The 26,395-nt window shown below is 64.9% G+C and carries 27 protein-coding genes and 2 pseudogenes; 15 read left to right on the top strand and 14 right to left on the bottom strand.

What is annotated here, in order from left to right:
- Nucleotides 1-68: 68 nt before the first annotated feature.
- Nucleotides 69-1,082 carry an AraC family transcriptional regulator gene (locus tag I7X18_RS14685; protein WP_198730450.1) on the bottom strand — a complete coding sequence of 338 codons (1,014 nt, stop codon included), beginning with the start codon at nt 1,080-1,082 and terminating at the stop codon, nt 69-71.
- A gap of 108 nt (nt 1,083-1,190) precedes the next feature.
- Here I7X18_RS14685 and I7X18_RS14680 point away from each other — a divergent pair, with 108 nt between their 5' ends.
- Nucleotides 1,191-2,234 (top strand): aldo/keto reductase, encoded by a 1,044-nt coding sequence (locus tag I7X18_RS14680; RefSeq protein WP_193047967.1) that lies wholly within the window; start codon nt 1,191-1,193, stop codon nt 2,232-2,234.
- 220 nt (nt 2,235-2,454) lie between these two features.
- On the opposite strand, the gene I7X18_RS14675 is transcribed toward I7X18_RS14680, so the two are convergent.
- Nucleotides 2,455-2,919 (bottom strand): SRPBCC family protein, encoded by a 465-nt coding sequence (locus I7X18_RS14675; protein ID WP_193047968.1) that lies wholly within the window; start codon nt 2,917-2,919, stop codon nt 2,455-2,457.
- A gap of 351 nt (nt 2,920-3,270) precedes the next feature.
- Between I7X18_RS14675 and I7X18_RS14670 the strand changes: the two genes are divergently transcribed.
- Nucleotides 3,271-3,921 carry a GntR family transcriptional regulator gene (locus I7X18_RS14670; protein WP_193047969.1) on the top strand — a complete coding sequence of 217 codons (651 nt, stop codon included), beginning with the start codon at nt 3,271-3,273 and terminating at the stop codon, nt 3,919-3,921.
- On the top strand, nt 3,915-5,156 hold the full coding sequence (locus tag I7X18_RS14665) for an alpha-hydroxy acid oxidase (protein ID WP_193047970.1): 1,242 nt from the start codon (nt 3,915-3,917) through the stop codon (nt 5,154-5,156). The genes I7X18_RS14670 and I7X18_RS14665 overlap by 7 nt, the downstream gene beginning before the upstream one ends.
- 24 nt (nt 5,157-5,180) lie before the next feature.
- Here I7X18_RS14665 and I7X18_RS14660 read toward each other — a convergent pair whose 3' ends face one another.
- The 5 genes from I7X18_RS14660 to I7X18_RS14640 are packed head-to-tail and all read right to left on the bottom strand — an operon-like array spanning nt 5,181 to nt 11,681.
- A complete protein-coding gene (locus tag I7X18_RS14660) occupies nt 5,181-6,695 on the bottom strand; it encodes a M81 family metallopeptidase (protein WP_193047971.1) in 1,515 nt (504 codons plus the stop codon).
- 4 nt (nt 6,696-6,699) lie between these two features.
- The gene (locus I7X18_RS14655; protein ID WP_198730448.1) at nt 6,700-8,190 is read right to left on the bottom strand and encodes a xylulokinase; all 1,491 of its coding nucleotides are present in this window, start codon (nt 8,188-8,190) and stop codon (nt 6,700-6,702) included.
- On the bottom strand, nt 8,187-9,200 hold the full coding sequence (locus I7X18_RS14650; protein WP_193047973.1) for an ABC transporter permease: 1,014 nt from the start codon (nt 9,198-9,200) through the stop codon (nt 8,187-8,189). The genes I7X18_RS14655 and I7X18_RS14650 overlap by 4 nt, the downstream gene beginning before the upstream one ends.
- Complete coding sequence (locus tag I7X18_RS14645; protein WP_193047974.1) at nt 9,190-10,722, bottom strand: sugar ABC transporter ATP-binding protein; 1,533 nt, start codon at nt 10,720-10,722, stop codon at nt 9,190-9,192. Before I7X18_RS14645 ends, I7X18_RS14650 begins: the two co-directional genes overlap by 11 nt.
- A gap of 11 nt (nt 10,723-10,733) precedes the next feature.
- On the bottom strand, nt 10,734-11,681 hold the full coding sequence (locus I7X18_RS14640; RefSeq protein ID WP_193047975.1) for a sugar ABC transporter substrate-binding protein: 948 nt from the start codon (nt 11,679-11,681) through the stop codon (nt 10,734-10,736).
- Between the two features lie 377 nt (nt 11,682-12,058).
- Between I7X18_RS14640 and I7X18_RS14635 the strand changes: the two genes are divergently transcribed.
- The 3 genes from I7X18_RS14635 to I7X18_RS14625 all read left to right on the top strand — a co-directional run bounded on the left by I7X18_RS14635 (nt 12,059) and on the right by I7X18_RS14625 (nt 14,536).
- Nucleotides 12,059-12,823 (top strand): DeoR/GlpR family DNA-binding transcription regulator, encoded by a 765-nt coding sequence (locus I7X18_RS14635; protein WP_193047976.1) that lies wholly within the window; start codon nt 12,059-12,061, stop codon nt 12,821-12,823.
- A 121-nt stretch (nt 12,824-12,944) separates the two neighbouring features.
- Nucleotides 12,945-14,090 carry an NAD(P)/FAD-dependent oxidoreductase gene (locus tag I7X18_RS14630; protein ID WP_193047977.1) on the top strand — a complete coding sequence of 382 codons (1,146 nt, stop codon included), beginning with the start codon at nt 12,945-12,947 and terminating at the stop codon, nt 14,088-14,090.
- A gap of 146 nt (nt 14,091-14,236) precedes the next feature.
- Nucleotides 14,237-14,536: a hypothetical protein gene (locus tag I7X18_RS14625; protein WP_193047978.1), complete on the top strand. Its 300-nt coding sequence runs from the start codon at nt 14,237-14,239 to the stop codon at nt 14,534-14,536.
- 17 nt (nt 14,537-14,553) lie between these two features.
- On the opposite strand, the gene I7X18_RS14620 is transcribed toward I7X18_RS14625, so the two are convergent.
- Both I7X18_RS14620 and I7X18_RS14615 read right to left on the bottom strand, forming a co-directional pair.
- Nucleotides 14,554-15,054, bottom strand: coding sequence for an SRPBCC family protein (locus tag I7X18_RS14620; RefSeq protein WP_193047979.1), 501 nt, complete (start codon nt 15,052-15,054; stop codon nt 14,554-14,556).
- A 119-nt stretch (nt 15,055-15,173) separates the two neighbouring features.
- Nucleotides 15,174-15,497, bottom strand: a pseudogene (locus I7X18_RS14615) (helix-turn-helix domain-containing protein); the annotation flags it as partial.
- On the opposite strand from I7X18_RS14615, the pseudogene I7X18_RS14610 reads away from it, so the two are divergent.
- Nucleotides 15,496-16,332: pseudogene (locus tag I7X18_RS14610) on the top strand (alkaline phosphatase D family protein); the annotation flags it as partial. The pseudogenes I7X18_RS14615 and I7X18_RS14610 overlap by 2 nt on opposite strands.
- On the opposite strand, the gene I7X18_RS14605 reads toward I7X18_RS14610, so the two are convergent.
- Complete coding sequence (locus tag I7X18_RS14605) at nt 16,274-17,308, bottom strand: NAD-dependent epimerase/dehydratase family protein (protein ID WP_193047980.1); 1,035 nt, start codon at nt 17,306-17,308, stop codon at nt 16,274-16,276. The pseudogene I7X18_RS14610 and the gene I7X18_RS14605 sit on opposite strands and share 59 nt — an antisense overlap.
- Before the next feature lie 17 nt (nt 17,309-17,325).
- Here I7X18_RS14605 and I7X18_RS14600 point away from each other — a divergent pair, with 17 nt between their 5' ends.
- Nucleotides 17,326-17,466 (top strand): hypothetical protein, encoded by a 141-nt coding sequence (locus I7X18_RS14600; RefSeq protein ID WP_193047981.1) that lies wholly within the window; start codon nt 17,326-17,328, stop codon nt 17,464-17,466.
- A 151-nt stretch (nt 17,467-17,617) separates the two neighbouring features.
- On the opposite strand, the gene I7X18_RS14595 is transcribed toward I7X18_RS14600, so the two are convergent.
- Nucleotides 17,618-18,970, bottom strand: coding sequence for an FAD-dependent oxidoreductase (locus tag I7X18_RS14595; protein ID WP_226864310.1), 1,353 nt, complete (start codon nt 18,968-18,970; stop codon nt 17,618-17,620).
- Between the two features lie 99 nt (nt 18,971-19,069).
- Entirely contained in the window at nt 19,070-20,350 is a 1,281-nt protein-coding gene (locus I7X18_RS14590; protein WP_193047983.1) for a 13E12 repeat family protein, read from the bottom strand.
- Between the two features lie 142 nt (nt 20,351-20,492).
- On the opposite strand from I7X18_RS14590, the gene I7X18_RS14585 reads away from it, so the two are divergent.
- On the top strand, nt 20,493-20,735 hold the full coding sequence (locus tag I7X18_RS14585; protein ID WP_226864311.1) for an SRPBCC family protein: 243 nt from the start codon (nt 20,493-20,495) through the stop codon (nt 20,733-20,735).
- A 112-nt stretch (nt 20,736-20,847) separates the two neighbouring features.
- A complete protein-coding gene (gene merB, locus I7X18_RS14580; protein WP_193047984.1) occupies nt 20,848-21,510 on the top strand; it encodes an organomercurial lyase in 663 nt (220 codons plus the stop codon).
- Nucleotides 21,511-21,553: 43 nt separating this feature from the next.
- On the opposite strand, the gene I7X18_RS14575 is transcribed toward merB, so the two are convergent.
- On the bottom strand, nt 21,554-22,180 hold the full coding sequence (locus tag I7X18_RS14575) for a hypothetical protein (protein WP_193047985.1): 627 nt from the start codon (nt 22,178-22,180) through the stop codon (nt 21,554-21,556).
- 104 nt (nt 22,181-22,284) lie between these two features.
- On the opposite strand from I7X18_RS14575, the gene I7X18_RS14570 reads away from it, so the two are divergent.
- Nucleotides 22,285-22,785 carry an SRPBCC family protein gene (locus I7X18_RS14570; RefSeq protein WP_193047986.1) on the top strand — a complete coding sequence of 167 codons (501 nt, stop codon included), beginning with the start codon at nt 22,285-22,287 and terminating at the stop codon, nt 22,783-22,785.
- A 19-nt stretch (nt 22,786-22,804) separates the two neighbouring features.
- Here the strand turns inward: I7X18_RS14570 and I7X18_RS14565 are convergent, their stop codons facing one another.
- Complete coding sequence (locus I7X18_RS14565; protein WP_193047987.1) at nt 22,805-23,029, bottom strand: hypothetical protein; 225 nt, start codon at nt 23,027-23,029, stop codon at nt 22,805-22,807.
- Nucleotides 23,030-23,111: 82 nt separating this feature from the next.
- Here I7X18_RS14565 and I7X18_RS14560 point away from each other — a divergent pair, with 82 nt between their 5' ends.
- The 4 genes from I7X18_RS14560 (at nt 23,112) to I7X18_RS14545 (ending at nt 26,326) form a co-directional block, all read left to right on the top strand.
- Entirely contained in the window at nt 23,112-23,717 is a 606-nt protein-coding gene (locus tag I7X18_RS14560) for a class I SAM-dependent methyltransferase (protein WP_193047988.1), read from the top strand.
- Nucleotides 23,718-23,747: 30 nt separating this feature from the next.
- Nucleotides 23,748-24,389, top strand: a complete 642-nt coding sequence (locus tag I7X18_RS14555) for an FKBP-type peptidyl-prolyl cis-trans isomerase (protein ID WP_193047989.1) — start codon at nt 23,748-23,750, stop codon at nt 24,387-24,389.
- A 152-nt stretch (nt 24,390-24,541) separates the two neighbouring features.
- Nucleotides 24,542-25,555, top strand: coding sequence for an acetamidase/formamidase family protein (locus I7X18_RS14550; protein WP_193047990.1), 1,014 nt, complete (start codon nt 24,542-24,544; stop codon nt 25,553-25,555).
- Between the two features lie 9 nt (nt 25,556-25,564).
- Nucleotides 25,565-26,326, top strand: a complete 762-nt coding sequence (locus tag I7X18_RS14545) for an SDR family NAD(P)-dependent oxidoreductase (RefSeq protein ID WP_193047991.1) — start codon at nt 25,565-25,567, stop codon at nt 26,324-26,326.
- Nucleotides 26,327-26,395: the final 69 nt, after the last annotated feature.

Below are 26,395 nucleotides of genomic sequence, written 5' to 3'. Positions count from 1 at the left end.
AGTAGCGCCAGGTGTACGAAGGCCCAGGTCAGGTATCCCCTGACCTGGGCCCTTCGGTGAAGCTAACGTCATGTCGGTCGTGGCCATCCTCGACACTCGGCCACTGCTTCACCCGTTTGTCGCAGCGCGTTGCGGTAGTGCCGGGGCGAGGACCCGACTTCACGCCGGAACGCTGTGCTGAAGGCGCTTTCAGACTCATAACCCGTTGCAGCTGCTAGCTCAGAGTTCGACCAACCGCCGTTGCGCAGGGCGTCTCGAGCCAGGGTCATTCGCCACTTGATCAAGTATGTCAACGGAGGTGCACCCACCCTGGCCTTGAACGCCGCGGCGAACGCTGAACGTGACATTTGACCGATCTCAGCAAGTTCGGCGAGCGTCCATCGGCGGCTTACGTCGGCGTGTATCGCCCGCAACGCCGCCCCGACGCCATCGTCGGCCAGCGCTGCGAGCCAGCCGCTGGGTTGTTCGGTGTTGTCAGCATGTGCCCGCAGCATGTGGACGAGAATGATCTGCGCAAGGTGCTCCAGCACGAGAGATCTTCCGACACTGTGCGATTCGATCTCGAAAACCAGCAGCGAGGCGAGGTTCATGAACAGCGGTCCGCTCGGATCGTCGGCCCGGACATGGACTACCCGCGGAAGCACATCGATCAGCATCGAGGTGTCGCTGGCGTCGAACGTGAAGTCGACACCGCACGTATAGGAGTCCTCGTCTGCCTCGGTTCCGATGCGAAACCCTCTGCCGATCGTGTTCCGCGGCAGCGTGGTGGCCGGGCGTGCCAAAATTTCGTCGCGCGAGCTGCTCAGCGTGTAGGGCGGAGGGTGACCGAGCAGGAAAAAGTCCCCTTCGTCCAACAGGACCGGCTCAAAGCCGTCGAGGCTTAACCAGCACTGGCCGTCGACGACAACGCCGAGTCTGACGTGCGGGAAAGGGTCAAACCGCACCGCCCACGGACTGGCAGCGTGCAGCGGTGCGGGCACAACCGTGCGTGGACGGAGCAGTCCTATGACGCCGGCTACCGGATCGCGTGAACCGATCACAGCGGGATCCCTGGACGATACATAAAGAACTTCGGACTCCATGTTATGGACCGTACCGAGAACTCGCTGCATAGTGACCGGTACCCGGTGGCACGGCTTGATAGGGCGTCACTGCCGGGCGCGACAACCCATGATGTTGAGGAGCGAACTGTGCGTTATCGATATCTCGGCCGATCAGGACTGCGTGTCTCGACGCTCTCTCTGGGAACCGGGAATTTCGGAGGTGGCTGGGGACACGGCGCGAGCGTCCCTGAGGCCCAAGCCATGTACGACCAATATCGTGCGGCCGGGGGAAATTTCATCGATACCGCCAGCAACTATCAGTTCGGTGACGCTGAGGTGTATCTCGCCGACATGATCGCATCAGATCGCGACGAGGTGGTATTGGCAACCAAGTATTCCACGGGCACCACCATGGGCAGCGGCCTCCAGATGACCGGGAACGGCAGAAAGTCGATGGTTCAGTCGCTGGAGGCGAGCCTGCGACGTCTGAAAACCGACCGCGTAGACCTGTTGTGGGCACACGCTCCCGACAACGCAACTCCTATCGAAGAAATCATGCGCGCATTCGACGATCTTGTCCGCTCTGGCAAGGTGCTCTACGTCGGCCTTTCGAGCTTTCCCGCTTGGCGGGTAGCGACAGGCGCGACGATCGCCGCGACACGCGGCTGGGCACCTCTGGTCGCCATCCAGGCGGAATACAGCTTGGTCGAACGCGCTGCAGAACGCGATCTGTTGCCGATGGCCGAAGGCTTCGGGCTTGGGGTGCTGGGCTATTCGCCGCTCGGCGGAGGCATGCTGACCGGAAAATATCGCCGAGGAGAAAGGGGCCGTGCGCACAGTTCGATCAGCCAGTTCCTTCACCAAGAAGAAGACGGCAACAAGGCCGCGATACTGGACACGGTTGAAGCGATCGCCCGGCAAGCGAACGTCACTGCCGAGGCGGTGGCGATCAGCTGGTCAATGGCCAAGGGCGTCATACCCATCATCGGCCCACGAACGGCCGAGCAGCTGAAGACCAACCTTGCAGCGGCACAGCTTCATCTGAGCCCGGAGCAGATCGACAGGCTCGACGCTGCCAGCGCAATACAGCTGGGTTACCCGCACAACATGAAGACCGATCCGGGCGCCGTCCACGCCGTCACGGGCGGGAAGGCAGACCTACTGGATGCCCATTCCCTCACCATCCCCTAGGTGCGCATTCCAATAGCCGGCTGGGGACGACTCCCCCGCCGCGAAACCCAATTTGTGGTGCCTCGCATCTGTGCGCGGGTAGCGAACGCCGGACGGACCACCGCCACGCGTCTGTAGCGATAAGACGCCGACCGGATCCGCCAACTGAGGTGAGATCGGCCCTCCCCATCGGCCATCTATCCAGTTCTGCACCGCGTGTTGTTTGTCGCTAGCGGCTACGTCAGGACGAAGTCGCGGCAGCAAGTCGAGCGAGCGAATCGGTCAGCTGATCCTCGGTGACCAGCGGGAACTTCACCTTCTCCAGAAGCTTCTTGTCAGTCACCTTCGACCAATCGTAGGTGAGGCGCACCAACGTCTCATTAGGCCCCTGAGATTCGAACTCCCACAACCACTCCCACCCGGGAGGCTCAGTGCCCGCGGGCGCGGTCTTCCAGGCCAGCAGCTTGTCCTTCGCATAACCGGACACGTGGTTGTCGGTCTTGTACTCGCCGCCCATGTGACTGCCCTGCATGTTCATGGTGAACACCTCGCCCACTTTTTGTATCCGATCAGCGTGGTCAACACTGCGGATAAATCCAGAGCCATCGAGCTCCTGATGCCGCTCGGGGTTGGAGACAACGTCGAAAACCGCATCGACGGGCGCCGCGATGGTTCGTTCAACAGTGACCTTCTCGTTGTCGCTCATACCTCCACACTGCCGAAACTTGCCCGCCACGGCAATGTTGCCTGGCTATCGGGTGGCGTCTCGACCATTGCGCGGTTCTCGCGCCCCGCCATCACTGCTGACGCGATGGACGTCAGAGTTAGTCCGGCGCGGGCTTGACGTCGGTGCCCGCGCTAGAGGATCACGCAATGTCCGGGAGATTCATCTGGCCGACTGCGTGAGATTTATTGGAGGACAGACGAAGCAATAGCCGCGCGCAAGCAGGAGCGTGGTCGGTGCCGGTGGAAATTGCCGACTCCGACCGCGAGGGCTATCGCACATGTTTGACAATCTGATACATTGTCAATCAATTGCGATACGGGAGGGGGCACGATGACTGCTGAGCACCCGAGCGTGCTCCCTGAGACGATCTACGAGAGCCTGCGGTCGAGCATCATCGCGCAGGATGTCGTGCCCGGTTCGGCAGTGACCGAGTCCATCGTCGCTGCTCGGTTTGGCGTCGCCCGCCAGACTGCAAAGGTGGCGATCGAGCGCCTCGTCGCCGAGGGGCTGCTACGCCGTCAGACGCATAAGGCTGCGCGGGTACCCAAGCTCACCCCGGCCGACATCGCTGATCTCTACGAGAGCCGTGCGGTCATTGAATCCGCCGCAGTCGCACGACTCGAAGGTATCCCTGCCGCCGCACTTTCTGCCCATCGCGCGCTCATCGAGGCCGGCGCCGACTTCGCCCACCAGGACATCGCGTTCCACCGCGCGCTCGTCGCGGGCCAACCCAACTCCCGGCTGGCCCACATGCACGCGCTCATCATGGGCGAAGTCGAACTCTGCATCGGTCAGGTGCAGGCCGCGCACCTGCTCAGCGTTGATGAAGTCTCCGAACAACACCAGGGCATCCTCGACGCTGTCCTCGCCGGCGATTCCGTTGGCGCAGCCCAACTCACGTGCGCGCACATCGCGGTCAGTCGTGATCGCCTGCTTGCACACGCCGACTCCCGAATCCTCTCGAAAGGCCCAGCATGGTGACCCGTCAGGTTCCGAATCGAAGCGCGTTGCTCGAGCTGCTGAAGTTCAAAAAGCCGGAGCTCAACCGCAAGAGACGTCGACTGGATGCCGCGCTGACAATCGGTGACCTCCGCGCGATCGCGAAGCGCCGAACTCCGAGGGCCGCATTCGACTACACGGACGGCTCGGCGGACGACGAGATCTCGCTGGAGCGCGCACGCCAGGCGTTCCTCGACGTCGAGTTCAGCCCCTCAATCCTGCGCGGCGTGCCCGACAAGGTCGATACGTCGACGGAGATCTTCGGCGGACCGTCGGCGCTGCCGTTCGCGATCGCGCCGATCGGCTTCACGCGGCTCATGCAGACCGAGGGCGAGACCGCCGGGGCATCCGCGGCAGCTGCCGCCGGAATCCCGTTCTCACTCTCGACGCTCGGCACGACGTCCATTGAGAAGGTCAAGGAGGCGAACCCGAACGGCCGCAATTGGTTCCAGCTCTACGTCATGCGGGAGCGGGAGATCTCCTACGGCCTCACGAAGCGCGCCGCCCAGGCCGGCTTCGACACGTTGTTTTTTACCGTCGATACCCCCGTCGCGGGCGCACGCCTGCGCGACAAGCGCAACGGCTTCTCGATCCCGCCGCAGCTGACCCTCGGCACGATCGTCAACGCGATCCCGCGGCCGTGGTGGTGGTGGGACTTCCTGACCACACCCCCGCTCGAGTTCGCATCGCTGAGCTCGACCGGCGGCACGGTGGGCGATCTGCTCAACGCCGCGATGGACCCGACGATCTCATTCGACGACCTCGCGGTCATCCGGGACCTGTTCCCGGGCAACATCGTCATCAAGGGTGTGCAGAACGTCGCGGACGCCAAGAAGCTCGTCGACCTCGGCGTGGACGGCATCGTGCTGTCAAACCACGGCGGTCGCCAGCTCGACCGCGCGCCAGTCCCCTTCCACCTGCTGCCGGATGTGGTGCGTGAGGTCGGCAAGGACACCGAGATCGCGATCGACACCGGCATCATGTCGGGTGCCGACATCGTCGCCGCGATCGCTCTCGGTGCGAAGTTCACGCTCGTGGGGCGTGCCTACCTCTACGGGCTCATGGCCGGCGGCCGCGAGGGCGTCGACCGCATGATCTGGATCCTGCGGGACCAGATCGAGCGCACGATGAAGCTGCTCGGCGTGGCGACCCTCGCAGAGCTCGGGCCGGAGCACGTCACGCAGCTACAGCGATTGATGCCGCGACCGAAACCCTGAGACCGCGCGAGCAAAGCGCGCTATTCATCCACCGAGCTTGCGCAGCACCACCTCTGGGGCGAATTCGGCACGGTCCACCCACGGGAACGCGTGACGGTGAGACTTTGTGAAGGGCAAGGTCTGGATGTCCGAGGCAGCAGCACCCGGAGTGTCCGCCAGGTAGATCTCGCCGGCGAACGGCTCGTATCCGGCGCGGAAGGAGGTGTTCGCTTTCACCACCACCAAGTCATACATCTTTTGATCAATCCCGAACGCACGGTACAGCTGCGGGTCGCCATTGCCAGAAATGGTGTGACACACCAGAACATCAACTTCACCGACACGTAGCACGGCCGCGCGCCCGAGCTCGATGTGCTTCCCCGCGCTACCCTGACCCTCCACGTCGAATCCGCCGTCGTGCAGTGATCTCACGCGTCCCTCCACCGTCACGGGTACTGCACGCGGATCGACGGTGCCGCCCAGCGTAAACGTCTGTGTCTCACCGACACCGGCGGCGAACGCCGCTTCCACGGCCGCCGGATCGACGATGATCGTCGCCGCGCGCAGACTTGGAAAGGAACGTGCGAGGACACCGAGCACTGCTGCGCTGTCGCCAGGCGCGCCGGCGTTGGACGAGTCGGCCGAGTCGACCAGGATGACGGGTTTGCGTGACTCGGGTGAGGCCGCGCGGGCCGCAATCTCTTCGACCGAATGCAGGTCCGCCTTGAGGTCATGCCGCATCGCGTACAACCGGGTCGCCAGCTCAGCGGCTGACGCCTCAGCGTGCTCTTGCGATTTTGAATAGACCACGACCGCGGAATTCGGGCGTTCCACGTCCAGCCAGGGCTGGATCTGATAGATGCTGAAGTCCTCGAGCGTGCCGTCGGCCACAAGCCCGTGAGCATGCGAGATCAGGTCGCCGAACGGGCCCACCCCCGTCGTGTAGGCCGCTGCCGGGACCATCATGGGAATCGCAACGTGGGCGCCGTACAGGGCTGCTCCGTTGTACAGGTCCAGCACCAGAGTGGCGGCGCGGCGCCCGGTCTCGACCACATCCACATGCGGGTAGGTCTGGTAACCGCAGAGCACGTCGACCTGCTCGATGAGATCCGTTGGGATGAATCCATGCAGATCCGTCGACACCCCGATGAGACAGTGTTGGCCGACCCGCTCGCGCACCCGCCGCAGGACATCGGACTCGACGTCATCGGAGACGGTTGACTGCAACGCTCCGTGGAACGAGATCAGGACGGCGTCCAGACTGCCCGCCTCGGCGAGGCTTGGCATGAGCTGAGTCAGGTATTCGTCAACGACCTCAGGGGTCACCGGGCCTCCGCTCTGGGCGTAGAAGCCAGGCCCGCAGACCATTTCGAGATCCGGATCCGCCGACTGCTCCAGCACATCGATCATTCCGCCGAGTGCTGTGAAACCACTTGCGTGCTTCGCGTAGAGCTCCGCTGACGTCAACGTCCAGCCATTGGCGCGCCAGAAACGCAGGTCGGACGGCACCGGAGAGAAACTGTTGCTCTCCTGGCGGAACTCGGTCAACAGCACACGCATGATGTCAGGGTCCTTCTGTTTGGTTGAGCTCGGCGAACAGTGATCTCAATGCCGGAAAGATCTTCAAGTGAAGCTGGTACATCCGGTCGTACTCTCGCGCCTTCGAGGGATCGGGGCGGAACCTGCGCGGTTCGATCCGGGTCGGAAAAGGTACGGGTTCGCCAGCCCCGGCGATCGTGTACTCGGCGCACAAGTGGGCGCCACGAGTGCCGGCATGGCGCGCGCCGTTCGGAACGACGACATCTCGCTGAATGACATCCGCGAGCATCTGCATCAACACCTCGTTCAGCGCCCCGCCGCCGACAACGACGACCTCGGTGAACTCGAGTCCATGCTGACCAGACAGCCGTTCGATGTACTGGCGGTGGGTGTAACAGAGGCTCTCCATCACCGCTCGCACCATGTGCCGGCGATCATGACGCGCGGTGAGGTTGATGAACACCCCCTTGGCGCTCTTGGCAAGCGGAGGCAGCTCGCCGACCAGCCAGTGGGTCGCCAGCAGATTCTCTGATCCCGCTGAGATCTCAGCGACCTGCCGGTTGATTTCCGCGTAATAGTCTGGCGTGCCCGGTGAAGTCAGATCTTTGTATACCTGATCGGTGATCCAGTTGTAGGCGCGCATGCCCGTCTGCATGGGAAACACTGCGCCGCTCACGGAGTCGTCGAATGTGAATGACAGAGGCGCGTCCAGATCCCGCCCCTCGCGTGTGACAACCGTCAGCCAGGACGACGTTCCGAAATAGATGTGGGCGGCATTCTCGGAGAATCCGGTGGCGCCCAGCGTCACTGCGGGGAGATCGCCGAATCCGTTGATGACCCGGGTTCCCGGGAGTAGTCCGAGGTGGGACGCGGCCGCCTCGGTCAGTTCGCCGATCACGTCCATACACGGCCGCACCGGCGCGAACTTCTGGGTGTCAGCGCCGAATCCGAAGTCGTGGGCGAGGCGTTGACCGAAACCGGACAGTGGGCGTTCAGGGTTTCGGAAGAAGTTGTCGCTGGGGTCGGTCACGACCTGTCCGGTGGCACGCCATCTGAGATAGGTCGGAAGCCCCATGAGCCACGCCGCCTGATGCCAGACATCCGGCCGGTGCGAACGTAGCCACAACAGCCGGGGCCAGTAGGCCTGCCCCCCGATGGGGTTGATGCCATAGCGTTCTGACACCGTGACCGCTTCCTCCGAGGCACGCCCGTCGAGCCAGATGATGCCGTCGCACAGCACGTCACCGTCAACGGAGACCGGTATCACCGCTTTCCACGGCGCGACGATGACGACGGCATCCACCTCATCGAGCGCAATCGCACTGTCCGCGAGCGCCTCTCGGCATGCCTCGCCGGCGAGTTCCCACAGTTCGGCGGGGTCCTGTTCGGCCCAGGCCGGGAACGGTTGACGAATGGCGTAGTCGCGATCGGCTTCGCCGAGCAGGCCCCTCTTGGTGTCGGTGACAGCCACTTTGAGCGACGAGGTGCCGAAATCGAGCGACACTGCCGTTGTCATGAACGTTTGATCAGCGCTCGCAGGCGTCCGCGCTTGAGACCGAACTCCTCGAGGCCGGCAGCTATCAGCAGCACCGCCCCCGTGGCCAGCTTCTGGCCGCTGGTGTTGACGTTGAGCAGCAGCAGCCCGTTCTGCAACACGCCGAGGAAGGCGACGCCCAGCACCACGCCGAACATGGTTCCGCGTCCGCCGTTGAAGGCGATCCCCCCCAGGAGCACGGCAGTGAGGACCTGGAGTTCGAGGCCGTCGCCGAGAGTGGTCGGCGGTGCCGAATCGAGCCGAGCCGCGAGAAGGACTCCCCCGAGCCCAGCGGCGGCGCCCACGGCGACAAAGGTCATGAACGACAGTCGTCGGGTGTTGATGCCCGACAGGAAGGTGGCTTCTGTGTTCACACCCAGCCCGTAGACGTGGCGGCCGGAGGCGCTGAGGTGCAAGTACACGATTCCCACGGCCAGAACGAGCAGGGCAATGCCGACCAGGACAGGGATGCCGAACACCGTTCCCCGTCCGAGGAAGGCCATGCCGCCGCCGAAGCCGGACGGTGGCGCAGTCGTCACGCGCTCGGCGATACCGCGGACCACCTGCAGCATGCCGAGCGTCACCACGATGGGCGAGAGGTTGAGAACTGAGATCATGGCACCGTTGGCAGCGCCGACGAGCGCACCCACGACTATGCCGAGGAGCGCCGCCGTCAGCCAGTCGGTTCCGCCGGTGATCAGTACGCCGGTCACCACGCCCGAAAGCCCCAGCGTCGAGCCGACGGATAGATCGACTTTCCCCGTGATCACCACGAGCGCGAACGGCACGGAAACGATCAACAGGATCGCGCTCGACTGGGCGATGTTGATGATGTTGCCGTAGGTGAGGAACCGGGGGGCGGCGACAGCGAAGAAGATCACCATTGCGATGAAGCCCGCCAAGAGCACGTACCGGATGACGCGCTGCACGAGGTCACCTCGCAAGGTGCCCGCTCCAGATGTTTTTGTCAGCGTGGTCGTGTCAGTGCTCATTTTCTGCTCCTTGCGCCGTCATGCCGACGAACTGGTGTGCGGCCAGCATCATGTTCTGTTCGGACATTTCATGACCGGCAAGCTCTCTTTCGATGCGCCCGTCTCCCATCACCAGCACGCGGTCACAGAGTTGCAGGATCTCGTCGGGCTCGGATGACGCGACGAGGCATCCGCAGTCGTGTTTTCGCATGAGCTCTCGGATGTAGCCGTAGATGCGCGCCCGGGCACCGATGTCCACGCCCTGGGTGGGCTCGTCGAGTATCAAGAGTCGAATCGGAGCCGATCCCAGGCCGGTACGACCCACCACGATCTTCTGCTGATTTCCGCCGGAGAATTCTTCGGCTGTCATCCGAGGATCTGGCGGTTGGAGGTCGAGTTCCTCGGCAATCTGCAGGAATTCGCGTCGCTCCGCCGCGGGTCTGCGTAGCCCTAGCTTTGAGAGTCGCTTGTACCTCGGCATGAGCACGTTCTCCCGTGCCGAAAGTGTGGACCACAGGCCCTGGGTCGACCGGTCCGACGCAACGAATCTGATTCCTCGTTTGAATGCGTGCTCTGGTGACTTCGGCCGATAGGCGCGACCGTCGAGCTCAACGCGACCGGACATCGCCCCGGAGCCGTAGCTTCCGACGATGCTCTCCAAGAGGGACGTTCGTCCGGAACCGACAGCACCGAAGAGCCCGACGATTTCGCCCACGCCGACGGAGAAGTTCACCGGTCCGAATCGCGGGCCGGCGCCGTCGGTGACGGAGACAGCGGTCCGCTCGAACGTTCGCGCTTGCCCAGCACCGGCGGCGGTTGGCTGACCGGACCCCGCAGAGATCGCTTCGAGGATGTCCGACGCGGAGAGATCCCCGGTCCGGCCGCTGAGCGCGACCACGCCGGAGTTGATCACGGTGACGCGATCAGCGATCCGGAACACCTCTGCCATGCGATGGGTGGTGTAGATGATCGCCACGCCGCTGTCACGTAGCGACTTGATCTTCTCGAAGAGGATTTCGGTCTCTCGAGCCGAGATGGCCGCGGTCGGCTCGTCGAGGATCAGCACCTTGATGGACGTCCTGTTCCACGCCTTCGCGATTTCGATCTGTTGACGTACACCGATGGACAGATCTCCAACGATCGTGCCGGGGGTGGCGTTGATGCCGTGCTGCGCCAACAGCTCTCGTGCGACTCGATTTTGCCTCGCGCGGTTGATGACTCCGAAGGTCGTGAGCTCGTCGCCGAAGAACATGTTGTCCACCACGCTGATGGTGTCGATCAGGCTGAGGTGTTGATGAATCGTAACGATTCCGGCATCGAACGCCTTTGCGGGCGTCAAGTCTTCGAGAACTTCGCCGTCGAGCTCGGCGGTGCCACTCGAGATGGCAGTGGCACCGCCGATGCACTTGATCAGAGTCGACTTACCAGCCCCATTCGGTCCAAGCAAGGCGTGGACCTCTCCCGCACGGACATCGAAGTCCACTCCTTTCAGGACCGGATTGGCAGAGTACGACTTGTGGATATTCGTCAGGGTCAGGGCCATCGTGGCGACTCTCAGTTGTAGGCGGCCAGGAACTCCGCGACCTGATCGGGATCAGCGGAAGTCAGGACCTCGAAGTCCAGGGGGCCGAATTCCGGCTCGGTGCCTTCTGCGACGTCGACGATGGTGTTCGCCACGGTGGACGTCAGGTCGCCGAAGTTCACCGCCGAAGATGCCCGGAATATGCCGCCTTCCTGGAGGAGTCGCAGCGCGGACGGCGAGCCGTCCTGGCCGCCGATGTAGACGTTCGGGTCATTCGGTGCGAAGCCGGCGTTGATGAACGCCTGGCGGGCGCCGATGGCCACATCGTCGTTGTAGGCGAGCACGATGTTCAGGTCGGGATGCGCTTGCAGCACGGTAGAGGTGACCGACTCACCGGATGCGGTGTCGACCGCACGCTGATGGCTGACTACCTCGACATTGCTTGCGGTGCCGGGGAATTCCGCCATGAGTGCGTCGTCGCGCTCCTTGCCCGCGGTGATGTCGCGGTCATGGAGCACCAGCGCCTTGAGGGGGCCACCGTGCTTGGTTGCCCAGTCGCGGGCGTTGATGCCTAGCTCCGCACCACTGCGGTCCCACGCAAACTGCACCGAGGCATCCTGATTCTGCAGATTCGTGCCGTAACTGACGAAGCCCACACAGTTGTCGAGAGCGCGCCGCCCGATCGGCTCGATGGCCGAAGGTTCGAGGGCGTACGTCCCGATCGCAGACAGCCCCTGCGCCACCCACGCTTCGAGGTCGCTCACCTGTTGCTGCAGGTCACCGTCGTTGGTGGTAGTGACCGTCTGGTAGCCGCGCTCCTCGGCTATCGCAGCCACTTTGGCGTTGAAGGGCTCGTATATCTCAAGGCTGGACAGCGGCCAGTCCCAGCCGATGACCTTCTCGCCCGAAGGCGTGCAGTCGCCGCCGCCTCCGACTTCCGAGACGACATCGCCGCTGCAGCCCACCAGCGCCGAGCCCACGGCCGCTACGCACAGCACCCCCAAAAACCTCTTCGCTCTCCGCATTGCTGTCCTTCCGAATCGCTTGATGAAACCTTGACGGCACCAACGGGTTTGCTGAACACGTCTGGCTGACAGGGCACGCATTCGCGGACGCATGGAGCGACGCAGCCAGCCCTGTGAGGCTAGGCACAGTCTGCAACAACAGTCTTTAGCAGTCAAGACCGTTCATTAACGGGGCGTTACGGTCATGAAAAACAAGTGCTCGAGTCGTTGATCGACGTAGCTGAGAGGACTTGATCCGCCTCTGCGCCTGTTTTTGCCCGTACTTGACAGGTATATCTGCGCGCTCCGATACTGGACACCGTGGCGCCTTCGGCCCGCGGAAGGGGGACGACATGCTTGCTGCGACGCGCCGGGAGAAAATTGTCGGGCTCGTATCTGCTCGTCGGTCGATCTCCAGTGACGAACTTGCTGAGGCGCTTGGTGTTTCGGTCGAGACCGTGCGACGCGACCTCAAAACCCTGGACGAGACTCGGCAGCTTCAGCGAGTCCGCGGCGGAGCTATCCAAGCCGAGGTGCGAACGAGCAACAAAGAACCATCGTTTACTGATCGCACCGTTCTCGCCGCAGATGCGAAGAACTCGATTGGCCGGTTGGCCACGCAGTTGCTTCCCGGCGCAAACACGGTATTCGTCGACATCGGCACGACCGCTATCGCCGTCGCGCGCGCGATGCTTGGATCGTTCGCCGGCACAGTGATCACCCCATCGATGTGGGTCGCCGAGGTTCTCAGCGCTGCATCCGACATCGACGTGTTCATGCCGGGCGGTAAAGTCCGCGCCGGCGACATGTCAATCTCAGGTTCCACCGCGCGAGATTTCCTCCGCGATGTCAATCCGGACGTCGCCTTCTTGGGCACTGGCGGCATCGACATCGGCGCAGGCCTCACCGACTTCGAACTTCAAGAAGTCGACATCAAACGGACCGTCCTGCAGAACAGTCAGCGCAGTTACGCATTGGCGGACTCCAGCAAGTTCATGGCTCGTGCACCCTTCAAAGTGTGCGAGCTCAGCGAGCTGTCCGGAATCATCACCGATCCGGCTCTGCCCGCCGACACACTTGACTCATTTGCCGCCAGCGGTGTTGAGATCTTGACTTGACTCTGACTCCTGCCTGGAGCCAAAGGTGTAGCCGATGGCACGCACATGACGTTCAATGCCGCCAGGTCAGGGTGCACGCCAGCCTGGCCAGTGCGCCTCCTCAACGCAGGGCCGGAGAACCATGACCACCTACACCGCCGCCGTCGCTATCGTGGGCGGCGGCGTCGTCGGCACCGCGATTCTGCACACCCTCGCGCATCGCGGCGTCGACGCCATCCTCCTTGAAGCCCAATCCGATCTCGCTTACCAGGCGAGCGGAACCAGCTCCGGTGTGTTGCACACCGGATTCGATTCAACGCCCGGACAGTTGGAGACCAATCTCATCCTCCGCTCGGCATTGCTCCGACCCTCGATACTCAGCGCGCTTGACATCCCGGTGTCCCACACCGGGGCGGCGCTGATCCCGCATGAGGCTGGGGACGACGACGTTATCCGCGGCCTCGCAGACAACGCCGCCCGGAACGGTGTCGAGGTATCCATTCGCAGCGACGACGGCGCCTTGCTCGTACCCGGCGAATCCGTCACCGATCCGGTTGCGTTCACACTCGCGCTAGGCGCTTCCGCCAGGATCGCCGGCGCTCGCATCCTCCTTGATGCCGCGGTCACCGCCATCGATGCGAAGTCTGACTCGGTGACCGTCATAGTGGGCGAGGACCACGCCGTGACGGCGCACGTAGTCATCAACGCCGCAGGCCTGCACGCCGATGACGTCGCCCGGCTGATCGGCGACGACAGCTTCGAGATCTATCCCCGCAAGGGTGAGTTCCTCGTCTTCGAACTGCCCGGTGGTGAAACGCTGGGTGAGATCCTCTTACCTGTGCCCACCAAGCGCACCAAGGGTGTGCTGGTTTTTCCCACGCTGGACGGTCGGGTCGTCGCGGGACCCACCGCTCATGATCAAGTGGACAAGGATGACTGGTCCGTTCGTCCGGACGCGCACCGGGAAGTCTTGGAAAAGGCTGTCGTGCAATACCCGAAGCTTGCGGGATTGGAACCAGTTGCGGCCTATGCAGGTCTGCGCACCGCGGGTCGCGACGCGAACTACATCATCGAACACTCCGCCGTCGACAACCGCCTCATCAATGTCGCCGCGATTCGGTCGACGGGCTTATCGGCATGCCTAGGCATCGCCTCGTATGTGTCGGAGATGCTTCCGGCGCTCGGAATCGCGGTCGAGGAACTTCGGCCGGCTAGCCCGGCGACGGCGGCAGCAACCGGCGTCCCCTGGTGGCGGCGTACGGCTGAGAAGGCCGCACTCAAGCGATGAGTATTCCTCGTCGGAGGTTCCCCTACCCGTGATGAGTATCGACGATGCGTTCGTCGTGCTCGACGCGACGCAGGACTTCTCCCCCGTTGTTCCGAAGATCGCGCAACACGTGTGAGACCGTCGGTGGTCGATGCGAGGATGGCCTCGTGAGCTTTTCGCTGCCATTTCCGGTCGAGTCGGGCCTAAGTGAGTGCGCGCGCAACTCGACGGCCACCGGTTGCGAGGGGCTGAACAGCGGTCTTTCGCTGTTCGCTATCGGATTTCCCGCGTTATTGGTGTGGGTGCTGCTCGCTGCATGCGCCACCACCGGTATCTCCAAAATGAGCCCTGACCGCAATGCCGTATGGCTAGCCATTGTGTGGTGCGTACCAATCTTCGGCGCGGTCACCTGGTTCCTCAACAGGCATCTGACCCACCGTCGACCAAGCGGCCTTTCGCATACTTAGTCAGTGACAGTCCTGCCTCACCGTTGTTCGGCCAGACACTTGAGATTGAGCAGCTGGCGGCGGGCCATCACCAGGTCTCCGATGGACAACAGCGGAAGTAGCGCGCCGCTGAACCGGGCCGCCGGGACGTTGATCTTCAACAGCAGGCGGGTGCCGCTCGAATCGGGTTCCAGCACATAGGACATCACGGCGCCGACGATCCGGCCGGTCAGCTGGTGTCCTGGTTCCGTCGACAGAATGACGCCGAGTCGTCGGCCCCCGGCGCAGGTGAAATGGTCGCCGACGGCCGGCTCCGGTAACCCGAGGAGTTCCCGGGGTGATTGGCGGCCGAGGTTGTCGAGCCAGTCGTAGGAATACGGTGCGACTCGGATCTGCGTCAACCAGGGCCATACCCGTGCGGGTTCCGCATTCACGGTGACGCCCCGCCAGATCTGCCCGGCCGGGTCCGGAACCACGTCGTCGCAGGGATACCGCCGCGATACCTCGGCGTTCGTCACGCCCCACCGGTCCGCAATCATCAGTCCCCCCAGCTCTGCTCGCTGTTCGGATCGTATCGGGACCACTGCGGCCGCCTGAGCGAAAGTGCTCGGTTGGCGAGATAGCGTTGCCCGGGTGCAGTCATGGCATGGAGGGCGGCTCAAGCACTCGGCGATAACCCCCGAGTCGGCGACGGTTGCCCGGCGTCTTGATCGATGCCGGTCGTGCGGAATCGGCTTCGGTACATACCTGGAGAGATGCCCAGATTTCGGCGGAAGGTACGCCGCATCGTGTCCGGGCCCCCGAAGCCAACGCGTCGAGCGACGGCTTCCTGACTGCTGTCGCCTGCCGCAAGGAGCACTTTCGCGGCCTCGAGCCGCGCCTGCTCTACGAACCTGGCCGGCGTCATCCCGACCTGGTCACCGAACATCCGCACCAGGTGTCGCTCACTGACGGCGGCACGAGCTGCCATCGCGGCAGCTGATCAGTGGGACGACCACGAGGTCGTGAACAACTGGTTTCCTGGCGAGTCGCTCGCTGGTCAGAACCGCAAGGGCTACAACGAAACCGACGCCGACAAGCTCGCCGGTTACGCGTATCAGGCGTGGCGCGAATGGCAGCCTGTCCAGCCGTCGGAGGCCGTCGACGGCCGGCTGTACCGCAAGATCCCCTACGGCCCGCTGCTCGACGTCTTCGTTCTGGACATGCGCTCCTACAAGAATCCGAATCCGCAGGCGTGGGCGCAGTCCGATGACAGCGGCGTGCTGGGGCGTGAACAGACGCAATGGCTCATCGACGGTTTGAAGAAGTCGACGGCGGTATGGAAGGTGGTCGCCAACGACCTACCGATCAGCATCGTCGTACCGGACGTGGCTACCGATCCGACCGGTGGCCCCAAGTCGATGGAGGCGATCGCGCAGGGTGAGAACGGGCGGCCGCTGGGCCGGGAGATCGCGTTCTCCCGCATCCTGTCCCAGACCAAAGAGGTCCCGAACATCGTCTACCTCACCGCAGACGTCCACTACACCGCCGCGATTTCCTACCACCCGGAGCAATCCGGTTTCACCGACTTCACGCCGTTCTGGGAGTTCGTGTCCGGACCGCTGAACGCCGGTGCGTTCCCGGAGAGCCCGCTCGACGGCACCTTCGGCGCGCGATACGAGTTCGTCCACGCGCCGAAAGACAAGGACACCTCGCCGGCCCAGGGCTTCCAGCATTTCGGCGAGGTGACCATCAACTCGAACTCCCGGGCGTTGACGGTCAACCTCTGCGACGCGGCGGGAAAGTCGTTGTACTCCAAGGAGTTGTTGCCGGCCTAGCGTGCCCATTCCTGACTGAATCAGGCAGCTTGGCCAACGGCGACATGTATTCCGGATCGTGCGGAAGCGGAACATCCCGGCCTTCGCGTAGGGCGTCCAGTACCGACCCGTAGTCAGTCACGGCGCGGAAACCGATGCTCCGCTCAGCGCGCGAGGCGTCATAGACGCGATCTATGGTTGACGGTAGCGTCCAGCCGCGGGCCGCGAAGAGGGCGGCCGCATCGGGGAAGCAACGAGCTATGACCGTTTGCGGATCCTGCTTGAGCGCCACGGCATCCTCACGTGTGAACGGCGTCGGTGCCGAGATGATCAGGATGTCAAAACCCACCTCTGGGGCCCGCTCAAGCGCCAGCACGTGCGCACGCGCCACATCCTCGACAGTGACTCTGCGGTAGAGCATTTCGTTGGCCTTCAAATTCTGTCCACCGATCCCGCGGTGGGTGTCATCGTCTTCGGGAAAGAAGCGCGAGGTGCGCAGGACGATGCAGGAAAGGCCTCGCTCAAGACTGATCATCCGGCACAGACCCTCGGCCGCGAGCTTGGTGACTCCGTAGATGTTGCGCGGCTCAAGCGGCGCGGTCGCCTCGTCTAGCCACGCTGCAGCCACGCCCCTCCCGTCGCTGATCGCACGCGTGATCATCAGCGAGGTCGTGGAGGTGAACACGAAGCGGTCGACGCCTGCAGCGACGGCCGCCTCGAGTAAGTTGAGCGTCCCTGTCACGTTGACGTCGACGAATGCTTGTCGGGGGTACCGCACTATGTCGGGCTTGTGCAAGGCGCCTGCGTGGACCACGCCGTCGACTTCGTGGGTGGAGAAGGCGCGATCAACAGCCCGGGCGTCTGCGACGGAGCCGAGGACCTGTGTTTCCGCACCGGGCACGATGTCGAAGCCGACGACCTCATGCCCGGCGTCGCGCAGGGCTGGGGCGAGGAACCGGCCGAGCCACCCAGAAGAGCCCGTGAGAAGTACCCGCATGGGCTAAGGCTATTCCGATGCAACAGCACGTCGAATCGCTGGATGAATCGGCCGCCGGCACGATTGCTCAGGCGGAGAAGAACATGAGCGTGGTCAACATCGCACCCCCCGAGCCGGGACTCGACGAGTTGGGGTCGGCGACATCGACGTGCTGGTGATCAGCGATGGGGTGCTAATGATTCCCGCCGTCACGATGGCCACCAATGCCGCCCCGGCGACCTGGCTCACCGACATGTTCCCGCCTGGACCTCCTGCGAGCCGGGCAGTTGGCCCATGCGGCTGGCCGCCGCCCGGGATCGATCCCAAGGCTCAAGCGACTTGTGCCTGCGTACGTCGGCGGGCGTTGGCGATGACGCGCGCGACCCGGCCGGGGCCCACGAGAGCTGCCCCCGAGTCGAGGCCCTGCAGAACGCGCAGGAACGTCTCGGTGAGTGCTCTGTCGGTGGATGCGGCAGCCATGTACGCCCTCGTGTAGCTGTCGAGCGCGCGCTGCGGCCAGGTCGCCCATCCGGTAGTCGGTGTGGCGGCGAAGTCGTTGAGCCGGTTGGCTCTCCAGATCGGCGCGATCTCATGCGCGGCGGCACGGAAGTAAGGCCGACGTAGCTCGGTGATGCCAGTGTTGGCGAGGACTTTCTGTAGCGCGCGGGCTTGCAATGCCGCGGAGGTCATGCCTTGCCCGTACACCGGATTGAAGCTGCACACCGCATCACCGATGACCAATAGTCCTGTAGGGAAGGAGGCGAGCTTGTCGTAGCGCCGCCACACACTGGCCGGGTACTGCCGGTTGTGCAGGGTCCCGAGCGGCTCAGCGGCCTCGAGCACGGTATGGATATGTCGGGGTAAGAGTTCGGCGGCCGCAGAGCGAATCTCGGTCAGATCGGTGGGCAGCCGGTGTCCTGCGACGCCGATCAGTGTGAAGATGACGGTGTTGTCTTCATAAGCGAGCATTCCGGCGCCGGTGGGACGCTGCAACGTGGGGCTGATGATGGCCACTTTTTCGCGCATGGCCCCAGCAGGGACGCGGAACAGTTGGCTGGCGTAACTGAGCTGCACACGGTAGGTCTGCTCGACCGGGCGGTCAAAGCCCTGAGCGGCCAGGAAAGCCGGGGTGCGGGCGGAGCGGCCCGTCGCGTCGATCACCAAATCAGCGGACAGAACGCATTGTCGCCCGGTGCCGCGTTCACTGACCTGCACCCCGCTGACCGCCCGGCCGCTCAACACGGGTCCGATCACATCATGACCCTCGCGGAAGCTCACGTTGCATAGAGCCCTGACTCGTTCGCGGACAACGGATTCCAATAGCGGTCTGCTTGCCAGCGCGGTGAGCATCGCGTCTGGGTCGGCCAACGCTCCGGTCCGGCACAACACGTGTCCGCTCACCTCGACGTATGTCAACGACAGGTCACGGGTGTCCAGAGTCGGCGCGCCGCCCGCCCGCAGGTCAGCGATCAGGCCCGGGAACAGGCGCTCGAGGATCCGCAGTCCTGAGCTGAGCAACATGTGCAGGTGGTGGCCCTGCGGCACTCCGGGCCGCTGAGACACGCCGTCGGGCAACAGGTCACGCTCGACCACGATCACCGAGTCGTATGCGTCGGCGAGCACCCGGGCGGCAAGCAGGCCAGCCATACTCGCCCCACATACCACCGCTACTCGCGCCGACATCGCGTCCCTCCCGTGCGCCTGTCCGATGACCATCTCATTGCGCAGTCAGGTTGTCCAGATGCGTCAGTCCACCCGTCGGCCCACCGCAGGACGGGTACGTCACGCAGCGGCGAACGTGACGATGTCGATGCTGAGCCCGTTCTCCATGACGGAGACGGCTCTGACCGGTGGCCCCGGCAGGGGTGGTGCGGTTGACTGATAGGTCGCACCGGTCGGGGTCTGGAACTCGGCGCGGTGGTTCCCGTCGTCGTCGCTAGTGGTGACCGTCCAGCCCGGCGCTTCCTTGGCGTAGTTGCAGGCTTCGCATTCGCCTAACCCGTTGCGTGCGCTAGTCGGCCCACCCTGGTGGTGGGGCCTGGCGTGGTCGTGGTGGCGAATCGGGGCGTTGCAGTAGGGAGTTCTGCAGATCTGGTCGCGGATATCGATGAAGGCCGCCAGACCTTTCGGGAAGATGCGCGCCTTAGACTCCATCGCCACCAATTGCCCGCTGTGGGGGTGGCGGTACAGACGGCGCAGCGTGGCCTTGGCCTGTTCGTCGGTGACGGCGTCACTGACCAGCGCGCGGACCACGGCGGCCGGCACCGGACCGTAACCCTCGCACCACCCCGGTGCCTCGTCGTCGCCGACGAGGGTGGTGTCGGCCAGTACGAGGTTGAGCGACACCGACACGGGCTGCTCGGCCGGCTGCCCTGTCACCCGCTCCACCAACGTGTCGGCCATGAGCTGTCCGCGGGATCGGTCGTCGAACGTGGTATCAGCCGAGCGCTTCAAGGCGGCGTACACACTTACCCCCTGCGACACCGGTAGGAGCGCGGTCACGTACGTCATGGTGTTCGGTGCCGGACGGATGGTGACACAGCGGTCGGCGGTTGCCTTCGCCGTCCGGTCGACCACCGCTTCGACATCCAGCCGGCACGCGATCGCTTTGGCCTCGGCCTCGACTCGGGCATCACCCCACCCCTCGAGTGTGGCGGCGTCGGCGCACATCTCGGCATCGAGTTCGCGGCGGTGGTCGAGGCTCAGGCACGCCGATTCGCGCACGATCAGGGTGGCCCGCCACTCGGTCAGCAGTCCCTTTTCGAGCGCCGCCAGCGTATGCGGCATTTCCTCGACCAGAGCGGTGGCCATGCCGAGGTGGCGGCCGCCGCGGCCGGGGGCGTCCATTCGGGCCAGCGCGACCTCCGCGGCCAGCCCCCGACCCCGCCGGTACTTCGGGACAGCGGCCGCAACTTCGGCGGCTTGCCGTTTGGCCTTCCACAACGCGGTCGCCCGGGCCTGCGCGGCCGCGGCGACGGCCTTCATCCGTTCGAGCTGCTCGACCTGCGCGCGCAGTTCTGCCTCACCCGCACCGGGATCGACGTCGAACACGCTTTCGAACATGTCTGCGACGCTACCCCGCCCCACCGACAAATCGGCGCAGCCGACCCCGTCCGCATCAGCGTCCGTGCATGATGGAGCCAGTTGAGACACTTCCCCACCCGGGCAGGAGATCCGCGGGTCAGGTCAACGCGTGGAGTGACGTATGGGTCGGACGGACACGGCATCTGGGTTGATCGATGCGCCGATCCACCGCGTCTTTGCGGCACTGATCGATCCGGTGACCCTCGCCCTCTGGCTGCCGCCAGTGGGTATGACGGGGAGCTTCGAGCACGACGACCGCGTCGTCCAGGAAGTGGACTTCACCTCCACGGAACCCGCCTTCGCCGGAACGATGACCATGACGTGGTGGTCACCACCGCTGACGACCACACGCGGGTCGACATGACGGCCGTCGACGTGCCGCCGGGGATCTCGGCCGAAGACCACGCCGAAGGGATGGCCTCGTCGTTGTCAAACCTCGCGAAGTATCTGGCTGGCGCGGCTCGGAGTCGGGAACCATGACGACCGACGACGAGGACGTGCGACTGGCGGTCTACCGGAGCTTCGCCGAGACGGGCGCGTGTCCGGCGGTCGACGTGATGTCTGCACGGTTGGACACCGAACCAGACGATGTGCGAATACGGTTGCGGCGGTTGGCCGATGCACGCCATCTGGTTCTCGACGGTGACCAGGTGGTGATGGCCCACCCGTTCTCATCTGTTCCCCTGGGCTTCTCGGTCATGGGCGTGCACACATTGTGGTGGGGCGGCTGCGCGTGGGACTCCTTCGCGATCCCCCATCTCGTCGATCGAGAGCCGGATGTGCTTGTCGCTACGCGCTGTCCGGCGTGCGATGCTGCGCTCGCCTGGGCCGTCGGCCGGCAGTCGCCGCCCGAAGGGCCCGAGGTTGCGCACTTCCTCGTGCCGGCGGCGCAGATGTGGGACGACGTCGTGCACACCTGCGGTCATCAGCGCCTGTTCTGCGACGAGGGATGCGTTGAGGCGTGGCTGGTTCGGAACTCATTCGAACGTGGCTATGTGATGGATCTGGGCACGCTGTGGCGACTCGCTCGCGGCTGGTACGCCGGGCGACTCGAGCATGGCTATCAGCGCCGTGAGCCGGCCGACGCGGCGGAGTATTTCCACGCCGTCGGGCTGACCGGTTCGTTCTGGGGGCGGTGACCCCTTCGGTCGCCGGTTCTCGTCAGAATTCCTGTCCAAGAAGCTATCTGAGGGTTTGTCGGCCCTCACCGAGCCAGCGGCGAGTGCTGGCGGTCAACGCCACGACGACGAGGATGATCGGGAGAATCACACTGCTGAGCGAGCTCAGGGGGCTCGCGCCCGATGTCGAGAGGATGCTGGAACGCACTCCGTACTCGAACACCTGCAGGATCAACACGGCGATGGCTCCGCCCGCGGTGACCCACCGGCCGGTGGGGTGTCGCCGGATCATCAGCACCGCGCCCGCGACGAGCGCTGCGGCGGCGAAGAGCCGGGCGATGCCCTCGAAGATCAGGAAACCCGGAACCCATTCGCGCGCCGCATCTCCGGCCTGGGTCAGCTCCGCGGCGACGGCGACGTAGCCGATGCAGGCGAACCCTTGGAACAACGCGGTGAGCATGCTGAGCACGATCGCCGTGATAGCAGTTCCCGAACTCGCGGGCCGGTAGGGCGGGTACGGGTAACCCGGATAGGGCTGCTGATAGCCCGGATACCGGTACCCCGCCTGTGGGTGGTACTGGGGCGGATACGGTTGCTGCGGGTAAGGCCCCGCTGGGTAGGGCTGCTGCTGCGGCGCGCCGGTTGGCGGCGGGCCCGAGTGCGGCCCATTTTGCTGCTGCCACGGGTTCATTTGCTGACGCTAACACCACGACCCATACCTGGCGGTGCTGCATTGGCCCGATGTGCGCCCGCGCATTGCGATGAGTTTCGCCACCGCCGGCGGTCGATACCCATATGACTGAAGAGACCATGGCGGCCACGACCGTCATCAACGCCCCGGCCGCGAGGGTGTTCGATCTGCTCGCGGACCCGGCGACCCACACGGCGATCGACGGCACCGGGTGGGTGCGTCAACCCGTCGACCGCGATCCGCTGACTCGCACCGGCCAGATCTTCCGGATGGGGATGTACCACGACAACCACCCCACCAAGCATTACGAGATGTCGAACCGGGTCGAGGTGTTCGAGCGGCCGCGCGCGATTGCGTGGCAGCCCGGAGCCGAGCCCCGGTACATCCCGGGCCACCCCGATCCCGAGGACACCGCTGTCGACTACGGCGGATGGATCTGGCGATACGACCTCGAACCGGTGGACGACACTCGAACCGGGGTCACACTGACCTACGACTGGTCGCGCGTGTCCCCGCACTACCGCGACATCGAGTTCCCGCCCTTCGAGCGCCAGCACCTCGACAACTCGCTCAAACATCTCGCCGAGCTGGCCGAGCGGCCCTGAGCTGAAGAGCCGGGAACGGCTACCCCACCGCCGGCGGAGTCCCCCAGAGCTCGACCACGTCCCCGACCTGGCGCAACATCACGTAGCGGTAACCCTCGCCGTCGGCTTTGCCCGAGTACTCCGTGTACGCCTCCCGCGCGCCCGCCTCGTCGCCCTCGTACACCGTGGTCGGTACCGGCGGCACGCCCGGGTTGTCCGAATCCGGCAGTTCGCCGATCTGAACGGTCCACATTTCCTCAGCCATGGGACTCAGGCTATGACCCCACTGGCCAAAAGAAGCGGCGGCCCTTCGTTTTCACCCTCGGCGGACTTGCGACAATGCTGACATGGTCGAGCAGAGCAGCTGGATGCAGAAGGTCGCAGCCGACCCGGGCCACTCGCACTGGTACGTCGACCGCTTCCGCACCATGGCGCGCGACGGGGCGGACCTGGTCGGTGAGGCCCGGCTCGTGGACGCGATGGCGCCGCGCGGCGCCCGCATTCTCGACGCCGGATGCGGTCCCGGCCGGATGGGCGGGTACCTCGCCGCGGCCGGCCACCACGTGGTCGGTGTCGATGTCGACCCGGTACTCATCGAGGCAGCCGAACAGGATCACCCGGGACCGCAGTGGCTCGTCGGCGACCTCGCCGAACTCGACTTGCCCGCGCGAGGCATCACCGAGCCGTTCGAGGTGATCGCCTCGGCAGGCAATGTCATGACGTTCCTCGCCCCCAGCACCCGGGTGCCGGTGCTGACGCGGTTACGCGCCCACCTGTCGGACGGGGGCCGGGCGGTGATCGGCTTCGGCGCCGGTCGCGATTACGCGTTCGGCCAGTTCCTCGCCGACGCGGCCGAGTCGGGCTTGGCGCCGGATCTGCTGTTGTCGTCCTGGGATCTGCGGCCGTTCACCGACGACTCCGACTTCCTCGTCGCGATTCTCCGGCCGGCATAGCTCGCGTCGCGCCTGTGTAGCGTGACGACGGTGAACTTCTCTCGTGTGTCCTACCCCGTCGCGCTTGCCGGCTGTGCCGCATCGCTGGTCATGATGCTCGCCGCGTGCGGCAGCGATTCGGATACCTCGGCGACCAGCGCGTCGACGACGAGCGCGTCATGGGCTGACGAGGTGCTTCCCTCACCGGTCGCCTCCACGCCGGCCGCGGCAAGCGTCTGCCCGACGGCCGCCCCGGCGAACGGGGGCACCCCCGAGTGGACGCTGCCCGGAACCACCGGCAGCGTCGCGGTCACCGGATCCACCGATGCGGTGGCGCCGTCGGTGAACGTGGAGGCGCCGTTCAGTGTCACCGAGACGCAGGTGCACACCCTGCAGCCCGGGGACGGCCCGGTCGTCGCGGACACGGCCTCGGTGTCGGTCTGCTACATGGGCGTCAACGGACGTGACGGCACGGTGTTCGACAACAGCTACGAGCGGGGTGAACCGGTCGAGTTCCCCCTCGACGGAGTCGTGCCGGGCTTCCAGAAGGCCATCGCCGGACAGAAGGTCGGATCCACCGTCGCCGTCGCCATGGTTCCCGCCGACGGCTACCCCGAAGGCCAGCCCGCCGCGGGAATCGAGCCGGGTGACTCCCTCGTCTTCGCGATCAAGATCCTGGGCGCCTCCGGCTGAGCCGGGTCGGATCGGCGTTCCGAATCAGTAGCCGCGCTGACGCGAGGCCTTGCGCCCACCTGTGAGAACTCCGTCACGTTGCCGGTCGAAAGCGTCTTGGGTGGCGCGCGGAAACGCTGCAGTGGCGTCGTCGCCGGGTGAGGATGACTGGCATGGACCACGTCACCTTCGTCCCGTCGCCCGAGCAGTTCGCCTTCACCTTCGGCGGCGCCGCACCGGTCATGCGGATCACCGCACCCACAGCGCTGACGCTGTGGACCGAGGATGCATACGGCGGACGGATCACCAGCGCATCCGACGTCGCGACGACCGCGCTGAACACCCTGGATCTCAACCCCCAGACCGGACCGTTCTGGATCGAGGGCGCGGAACCCGGCGACACCCTCGCCATCCACCTCGTCGACCTGACACCGGCGCGCACCTGGGGCGCGTCGACGTTGATCCCGTTCTTCGGCGGCCTGACCAGTGTGCCGGCCAGTCCGACATTGCAGGACCCGTTGCCGGAGCGCACCTACATCTACGAATACGACTCCGCGGCAGAGACGTTGGCGTTCTCTGCGCAGGGCAGCGACTTCGAACTCGCGTTGCCCGCCAACCCGATGCTCGGCACGGTGGGCGTCGCCCCCGCCCGGCGCGAGGTCCGGACCTCGCTCGTGCCCGATGTGTTCGGCGGGAACATGGACACGCCGGAGATGGCCGCGGGCGCCACCTGCTACCTGCGGGTCAACGTCCCCGGCGCCCTGTTCTCGCTGGGCGACGGGCACTACCGCCAGGGCGAAGGTGAATCGTGTGGCACCGCGGTCGAAGGCGCCATGCACGTGACCGTGATCGTCGAACTCGTCAAGGGCGGTGGGCCGGCGTGGCCGCGGCTGGAGACCGATACGCACCTGATTTGCGTCGGCTCGGGCCGGCCGCTCGAGGAGGCGTGGCGAGCCGGGCAGGTCGAGATGATCACCTGGCTGGGCGAGCTCTACGGGCTGGACCGGCTCGACGCGTATCAATTGCTCACCCAGATATCCCTGGCGCCCATCGCCAATGTCGTCGACACCAATTACAGCTCCGTGACCAAGATCGACAAGCGCCTTCTCCCCGCGTCCGCGGCCTTTGGGGGGATTCACGCTGAATTGCGCTCGGCAGCAGCATCTCTCGGAACAATCACCTACTGAGGAGACTCCATGGATCTTGGCCTTTCGGGTAAGCGGTTCGTCGTCACCGGCGGCACCCGAGGTATCGGCCGCGCTGTCGTCGAGGGTCTACTCGCCGAAGGGGCGGCCGTCGCCTTCTGCGCGCGCTCCCAGGATGCCGTCGCGCAGGCCCAGGCGGAGTTGGCCGCCGAGGGGGCGACGGCGGTCGGTGCCGCGGTGGACGTCGGTGACTCCGCGGCGCTGACGAAGTGGGTGGGCGACGCCTCCGACGCGCTGGGCGGGCTCGACGGGGTGGTGGCCAACGTCAGCGCACTGGCGATCCCGGAGTCCGGGGATAACTGGCGCACCTCCTTCGACGTCGATCTGATGGGTACCGTCGGTCTTGTCGACGCCGCGTTGCCGCACCTGCTGGCCGCCGGCGGCGGGTCGATCGTGACGATTTCGAGCGTGTCCGGTCGCGAGATCGATTTCGCGGCCGGCCCTTACGGCACCATGAAGGCCGCGATCATCCACTACACGCAGGGTTTGGCCTTCAAGCTCGCCGACCGAGGGGTGCGGGCCAACACGGTCAGCCCGGGCAACACCTACTTCCCCGGCGGGGTGTGGTCGTCGATCGAAGAGAACGATCCGAAGTTGTTCGCCCATGCCCTCGGTTTGAATCCGACGGGCCGGATGGCCACACCCGAAGAGGTGGCCAATGCGGTGGTGTTCCTCAGTAGTTCGGCGGCGAGCTTCATCACCGGTACGAACCTGGTCGTGGACGGAGCGTTGACGCGCGGCGTCCAGTTCTAATAAGACACGCGATCCGCGCGAGCCTGGCGCCGCCCGGTAGCAGGTTGCTACACTTGTAGCAACTTGCTA

The sequence above is a fragment of the Mycolicibacterium baixiangningiae genome (genome assembly GCF_016313185.1).
In the GTDB taxonomy this organism is placed as follows: Bacteria; Actinomycetota; Actinomycetes; order Mycobacteriales; family Mycobacteriaceae; genus Mycobacterium; species Mycobacterium baixiangningiae.
Note: the sequence above shows the minus strand (reverse complement) of the source record. Positions and strands in the feature narration are given on the sequence as shown.

Bases quoted from the DNA above. Each gene is read 5' to 3' on its own strand.
- I7X18_RS14560 (WP_193047988.1), top strand. From the start codon at position 23,112: ATGGTCGAGCAGAGCAGCTGGATGCAGAAGGTCGCAGCCGACCCGGGC.
- I7X18_RS14605 (WP_193047980.1), bottom strand. From the start codon at position 17,308: ATGCGGGTACTTCTCACGGGCTCTTCTGGGTGGCTCGGCCGGTTCCTC.
- I7X18_RS14570 (WP_193047986.1), top strand. From the start codon at position 22,285: ATGACTGAAGAGACCATGGCGGCCACGACCGTCATCAACGCCCCGGCC.
- I7X18_RS14660 (WP_193047971.1), bottom strand. From the start codon at position 6,695: ATGCGTGTGCTGTTGACCGAGTTCCGCCAGGAGAGCAACAGTTTCTCT.
- I7X18_RS14575 (WP_193047985.1), bottom strand. From the start codon at position 22,180: ATGAACCCGTGGCAGCAGCAAAATGGGCCGCACTCGGGCCCGCCGCCA.
- merB (WP_193047984.1), top strand. From the start codon at position 20,848: ATGACGACCGACGACGAGGACGTGCGACTGGCGGTCTACCGGAGCTTC.
- I7X18_RS14685 (WP_198730450.1), bottom strand. From the start codon at position 1,082: ATGGAGTCCGAAGTTCTTTATGTATCGTCCAGGGATCCCGCTGTGATC.
- I7X18_RS14565 (WP_193047987.1), bottom strand. From the start codon at position 23,029: ATGGCTGAGGAAATGTGGACCGTTCAGATCGGCGAACTGCCGGATTCG.
- I7X18_RS14600 (WP_193047981.1), top strand. From the start codon at position 17,326: ATGCAACAGCACGTCGAATCGCTGGATGAATCGGCCGCCGGCACGATT.
- I7X18_RS14655 (WP_198730448.1), bottom strand. From the start codon at position 8,190: ATGACAACGGCAGTGTCGCTCGATTTCGGCACCTCGTCGCTCAAAGTG.
- I7X18_RS14595 (WP_226864310.1), bottom strand. From the start codon at position 18,970: ATGTCGGCGCGAGTAGCGGTGGTATGTGGGGCGAGTATGGCTGGCCTG.
- I7X18_RS14550 (WP_193047990.1), top strand. From the start codon at position 24,542: ATGGACCACGTCACCTTCGTCCCGTCGCCCGAGCAGTTCGCCTTCACC.
- I7X18_RS14645 (WP_193047974.1), bottom strand. From the start codon at position 10,722: ATGGCCCTGACCCTGACGAATATCCACAAGTCGTACTCTGCCAATCCG.
- I7X18_RS14585 (WP_226864311.1), top strand. From the start codon at position 20,493: ATGGGTCGGACGGACACGGCATCTGGGTTGATCGATGCGCCGATCCAC.
- I7X18_RS14675 (WP_193047968.1), bottom strand. From the start codon at position 2,919: ATGAGCGACAACGAGAAGGTCACTGTTGAACGAACCATCGCGGCGCCC.
- I7X18_RS14590 (WP_193047983.1), bottom strand. From the start codon at position 20,350: ATGTTCGAAAGCGTGTTCGACGTCGATCCCGGTGCGGGTGAGGCAGAA.
- I7X18_RS14635 (WP_193047976.1), top strand. From the start codon at position 12,059: ATGCTTGCTGCGACGCGCCGGGAGAAAATTGTCGGGCTCGTATCTGCT.
- I7X18_RS14620 (WP_193047979.1), bottom strand. From the start codon at position 15,054: ATGATTGCGGACCGGTGGGGCGTGACGAACGCCGAGGTATCGCGGCGG.
- I7X18_RS14650 (WP_193047973.1), bottom strand. From the start codon at position 9,200: ATGAGCACTGACACGACCACGCTGACAAAAACATCTGGAGCGGGCACC.
- I7X18_RS14545 (WP_193047991.1), top strand. From the start codon at position 25,565: ATGGATCTTGGCCTTTCGGGTAAGCGGTTCGTCGTCACCGGCGGCACC.
- I7X18_RS14670 (WP_193047969.1), top strand. From the start codon at position 3,271: ATGACTGCTGAGCACCCGAGCGTGCTCCCTGAGACGATCTACGAGAGC.
- I7X18_RS14665 (WP_193047970.1), top strand. From the start codon at position 3,915: ATGGTGACCCGTCAGGTTCCGAATCGAAGCGCGTTGCTCGAGCTGCTG.
- I7X18_RS14630 (WP_193047977.1), top strand. From the start codon at position 12,945: ATGACCACCTACACCGCCGCCGTCGCTATCGTGGGCGGCGGCGTCGTC.